Genomic DNA, 4,879 nt, shown 5'->3' with positions numbered 1-4,879 from the left:
CAGCCCGGCCGCGCCCACCGCGAGCGCGCCGAGCGTGATCGCCACCCACCAGGGGTACGCGTCCGGCGGCGGCACCCAGTCCAGGGTGCCCCGGATCTCGGTGCGCCCGTCCGCGTCGCGCAGCGGTACGGCCCAGTCGCGTACCCGGTGCTCGCGGTCGGGTGCGGCGCGGACCTGGGCGGGCGGACCCGCCTCGCGCCACAGCGCGCGCTGGTCGTGCCAGCGGGCGGTGGTGCCGGTGTCGACGCGTCGCCACTGCGGTGCGGCGGCCGGATCGACCTCGTCCGGCAGCGGGGTGTCGGCGAGGATGGTGCGGTTCAGGTACGTCGCCGGGGAGCGGGTGTTCTCGAAGACGCCGTCCGGCCCGACCCGCAGGTAGGGCTCGCCCGAGTAGCCGATCACCTCGACCGGCCGGTCACCGGTGTTGGTCAGTTCCAGTCTGGCGCCCGCCTCGACCACCCGGACCCGCAGGTCGGGTCGGGCCGCGACCGCGCCGACCGCCACCCGGTAGTCGGTGCCGTCAGGCGCGTCCGCGCCGTGTGCGGCGGCCGGGGCGGCGGTCACCAGCAGCGCGGCGACCACGGCGGTGAGCAGCAGCCCGACGCGGGCCGACAGGGCACGGATCACTTTCCGGCCGCCTCCACCGCGGCGGTGATGTTCTCCGGCGTCCACTGCTGCACCGGCTCGCCGTCGACCAGCACGGTCGGGGTGCCGGTGACGTCGGCGCGGTTGGCCTCATCGGTGACGTGCGCGGTCCACGACGTGTACCTGCCGTCCCGGACGCAGGTGCCGAAGGCGTCCCGGTCCAGACCGACCTCGGCGCCGATGTCGATGAGCTGGTCGTTGCTGAGGCCGGCGCCGCCCTCCGGCGGCTGGCGCTCGAACAACGCCGCGCCGAACTCGCTGAACCTGCCGCCCTCGGCGGCGCACCCGGAGGCGGCGGACGCCCGGGTCGAGTACTGGGTGCTGGAGAAGCGGTTCAGGTAGGCCACCGGGTGGTACACGACCCGGATCTTGCCGTCGTCGACGAGCTGTTTGAGGGTGGGGCCGCTGGTCTGCTCGAACTGCTTGCAGGCCGGGCAGATGTAGTCCTCGTACACATCGACGGTGACCGGCCCGGTGCCGACCACCACGCCGGTGCCCGCGTCGTTGGCGCCCGGTGGCGGGGTGAAGTCGCCGGACCGCTGGCCCGACCAGACACTCCACCCGATCAGCCCGGCGATGACCAGCACCACCACCGCGCTGAGCGAGATCCACAGGGTCCGTTTGCGGCGCCGCTCGCGGGCCAGTTGCTCCCGGACGACCCGGGCCGCGTCCTTGCGTCCCTTGCGACTACTCATCTTCGTCCTCCACCGGTTCGCCCGTCAGGACGCCGTCGAGTGAGACGGCCGTCCGGGGCCAGATCAGCAGGAACCCGGCCATCGCCAGGAAGGCCACGTCCCGGAGGATCTCCGGGAGGTAGCTGGGGCGCTGCCCGGTCGGCAGCTCGCCGCCGGTCCCGAAGCAACCGCAGTCGATCGCCAGGCCACGGGCCCAGGCCGAGGCGATGCCCGCGACGAAGAGCAGCAGCAGGACCACCGAGACCCCGGCGGTCAGCCGGGTGGCCAACCCGAGCAGCAGGAGTACGCCCAACGCCAGCTCGACGAAGGGCAGCGCCGCGCCGATCACCACCGCCAGGTCGTACGGCATCACCTGGTACGCGTGCACACTGCGGCCGGAGGCGGCCAGGTCGCCGACCTTGGACGCGCCGGCATAGAGCCAGACGGCGGCCAGCCCGAGCCGGAGGGCGAGCCCGAGCCAGGGCCGCCACCGCGTCCACCTCGACGTCGCGCTCCGCGCAGCCTGGTTCACCCGGCCAGCGCCTCACCGACCGCGTCCACGAGGTCGGCGCGGGCCCGGGCGACCCGGGATCGGATGGTGCCCACCGGCACGCCCTCCACGGTCGCCGCCTCGGCGTACGAGAGGCCGAGCAGTTGGGTCAGCACGAACGCGCCGCGCCGCTCGGCGGGCAGTCGGCGGACCAGGTCGACCGTGCCGAGTTGCCCGGCCGGATCGGGGTGCGCCAGGTCGGTGTGCGCGTGGGCGGTGAGTCGCTGGTCGAGGCGTCGCCGCCGGACCACCGTCCGGAGGTGGTCGGCGCAGGCCCGCCGGGCGATGCCGAGCAGCCAGGTGCGGGCGGTGGACCGGCCCTCGAAGGTGGGCAGTGCCCGGAACGCCCGCAGGTAGGTTTCCTGGGTGAGGTCGTCCGCGCTGTCCCGGTCGAGCAGTGCCGCCGTGAACCGCCACACCTCGGCCTGGGTGGCCCGGACGAAGGCGGCCTGGGCGGCCGGGTCGCCGTCGCGGGCGGCGAGCGCCCATCCGGTGGCCGGGTCGGGGCCGGCGTGTCCGTCGACACCGCCGGTGTCGGCGGTGGCGCGGCTGTCGCGCGGAGCGGGGATCACGACAACCCAGGTTACGCGGCGGGACCGGCAGCAGCAGGGTCCTTCGGCCCTTCATGGCCTGCGCCACGCCGGGAACTTTCTCCGGGTTCCGGCCGACTACCCGCTCATGACCTCGGCTCGGCACCCGCGTGGGCGTACCCGATCGAGGACGATAGCCGTCAATCGATGGCCGCGACTCGCCGGAAGGGGGTCCGGTCGGAGACGATGTGGGTCATGACTGCCGTCCCTCGCCGCCGATCCGCCCGCTGGGCCGCCGCTGCCGGCCTGCTGGTCACCGTCGTCGCCCTGCTGCTCGTCCCCGCCGGACCGGCCGCCGCCCACGCCGTGCTCTCCAGCAGCAGCCCGGCCGCGTCGGCCGTGGTGCCCACGGTGCCGGCCGAGGTCGTGCTCACCTTCAGCGAGCCGGTCCGCCGGGTGCCGGACCGGATCCGGGTCATCGCCCCGGACGGCTCCCGCGTCGACCGAGGCGATCCGACCTTCACCGACAGCGTGGTCAACATCGCGGTCGACACCTCCGGCGGCAACGGCACCTACCTGGTGACCTACCGGGTGATCTCGGCGGACAGCCACCCGGTCTCCGGTGCGTTCACGTACTCCGTCGGCGCGCCCTCGGAGCCGCCGGTGGACAGCGGAGACGACGGCCGGGCCGATCCGCTGGTCACCAACGCGATCAAGACCGCGAAGTTCGTCGGGTACGTCGGCCTGCTGCTGCTCGTGGGCCCCGCACTGGTGCTCGCGCTGCTCTGGCCGCGTCGGCTCTCCCGGCAGGGGCCGGCGCGTCTGGCCTGGACCGGCCTGGGGTTGGTGGCGGTCTCCACCGTCGCGGTGGCGTTGTTGCAGGTGCCGTACACCAGCGGGGGCGGGCCGTTCGACATCAGCGGCGAGGGGCTGGGCCTGGTGCTCGGCAGCACCTTCGGCGCCGCGCACCTGATCCGGCTGGGACTGCTCGCGGCGGCGGTGTTCCTGCTCCGGCCGCTGCTCGCCGGGCCGGTCGGCCGGGCCGATCTGATCATCCTCGGCCTGCTCGCCGGTGCGGCGCTGCTCACCTGGCCGCTGGCCGGGCACCCGGCCGCGTCGCCGGCCCCGGCGGTGTCGGTGATCGTCGACGCGGTGCACCTGGGCAGTATGGCGGTCTGGCTGGGCGGTCTGGTGATGCTCGCCGCCTTCCTGCTGCCCCGGGCGGACGAGCGGGAGTTGGGCGCGATCCTGCCGATCTGGTCGCGCTGGGCCGCGCTGGCGGTCTCCGCGCTGCTGCTCGCCGGCATCGTCCAGGCGCTGATCGAGGTGGCCACCCCGGCAGCGCTGGTCGGCACCACGTACGGCCGTCTGGTGCTGGCCAAGGTCGGGCTCTTCGCCGTGGTGATCGTGCTGGCCGCGTACTCGCGGAACCTGATCCGCAAGCGGATCGCGGCCAGCCGCCCCGCGCCGGTACGCCGGGCCGTCTGGGCGGAGCTGGCGGTCACCGCGGTCGTGCTCGGCGTCTCCGCCGTCCTGGTGCAGACCACTCCCGCGCGGACCGCCTCCTCGGACGTCGCCGCCGTCGACGCCGGCTACTTCACCACCCGGGTGGAGAGCACGCTCTACGCGCTGCAGATCGAGATGTCCCCGGCCCGGCGGGGCAACAATTCGGTGCACTTCTACGCGTACACGCTGGACAACCGGCCGCAGCCGGTCGTCGAGTGGAAGGCCACCATCGCGCTGCCGTCGGCCGGGATCGAGGCGATCGACATCCCGCTGCTGCCGCTGACCGACAACCATGCGACCGGCGAGATCACGCTGCCGGGTCCGGGGGAGTGGGAGCTGCGGGTGACCGCCCGGACCACCGAGATCGACCAGGCCACGGTGACCGCCACCGTGCCCGTTGCCTAGAGAGGTTCCATACCGATGATCCGTCACCGGCGTACCGTGGGTACCGCCGCCGCCCTGGCGCTCGGCGCCGTCGCCACCGCCGTCCTCGGCTTCGCGACGCCCGCGTCGGCCCACGTCTCGATCAGCCCGAGCGAGGCCGAGCAGGGCGACTACGGCAGGTTCGCGTTCCGGGTGCCGAACGAGAGCGACACGGCGTCGACCACCAAGCTGGAGATCTTCCTGCCGGAGAACGCCGCGATCGGCTCGGTCTCCACCGCGCCGGTGCCGGGCTGGACGGTGGCGGTGGAGAATCGGCGGGTCGACCCGCCGATCCTGGTGCACGGTGCGGAGATCTCGGACGTGGTCGCGAAGGTCACCTGGACGGCGAGCGGCGACGCCGGGATCGCCCCGGGCACGTTCCAGGAGTTCCCGGTCATGCTGGGCCCGCTGCCCGAGGTGGACCAGATGGTTTTCAAGGCGCTGCAGACCTACTCCGACGGCGGGGTGGTGCGCTGGATCGACGAGCCGCAGCCGGGCGGTGAGGAGCCCGCCGCCCCGGCGCCGGTGCTCACCCTCGCCGCCGCCGGCAC

Annotated in this window: 5 protein-coding genes and 1 pseudogene; 2 read left to right on the top strand and 4 right to left on the bottom strand. The window is 74.0% G+C overall.

The genetic code is table 11. The features are described from left to right. The 4 genes and pseudogenes from EYA84_RS26550 to EYA84_RS26535 form a co-directional block, all read right to left on the bottom strand. Nucleotides 1–627 (bottom strand): annotated as a pseudogene (locus EYA84_RS26550) (hypothetical protein); the annotation flags it as partial. Then, nucleotides 624–1,340, bottom strand: a complete 717-nt coding sequence (locus EYA84_RS26545) for a thioredoxin domain-containing protein (protein ID WP_131056417.1) — start codon at nt 1,338–1,340, stop codon at nt 624–626. The pseudogene EYA84_RS26550 and the gene EYA84_RS26545, both read right to left, overlap by 4 nt. Further along, on the bottom strand, nt 1,333–1,851 hold the full coding sequence (locus EYA84_RS26540) for a MauE/DoxX family redox-associated membrane protein (RefSeq protein WP_131056415.1): 519 nt from the start codon (nt 1,849–1,851) through the stop codon (nt 1,333–1,335). Before EYA84_RS26540 ends, EYA84_RS26545 begins: the two co-directional genes overlap by 8 nt. Further along, the gene (locus EYA84_RS26535; RefSeq protein ID WP_131056413.1) at nt 1,848–2,441 is read right to left on the bottom strand and encodes a sigma-70 family RNA polymerase sigma factor; all 594 of its coding nucleotides are present in this window, start codon (nt 2,439–2,441) and stop codon (nt 1,848–1,850) included. Before EYA84_RS26535 ends, EYA84_RS26540 begins: the two co-directional genes overlap by 4 nt. 213 nt (nt 2,442–2,654) lie before the next feature. On the opposite strand from EYA84_RS26535, the gene EYA84_RS26530 reads away from it, so the two are divergent. Further along, nucleotides 2,655–4,310 (top strand): copper resistance CopC/CopD family protein, encoded by a 1,656-nt coding sequence (locus EYA84_RS26530; RefSeq protein WP_394347617.1) that lies wholly within the window; start codon nt 2,655–2,657, stop codon nt 4,308–4,310. 15 nt (nt 4,311–4,325) lie between these two features. After that, nucleotides 4,326–4,879 (top strand): YcnI family protein (locus EYA84_RS26525; RefSeq protein ID WP_131056409.1); only part of this gene is annotated, 554 nt, incomplete at its 3' end.

The organism is Verrucosispora sp. SN26_14.1, from assembly GCF_004307965.1.
GTDB lineage: Bacteria > Actinomycetota > Actinomycetes > Mycobacteriales > Micromonosporaceae > Micromonospora.
The sequence above is the reverse complement of the archived record's forward strand: the minus strand, read 5'-3'. Positions and strand labels throughout refer to the sequence as shown.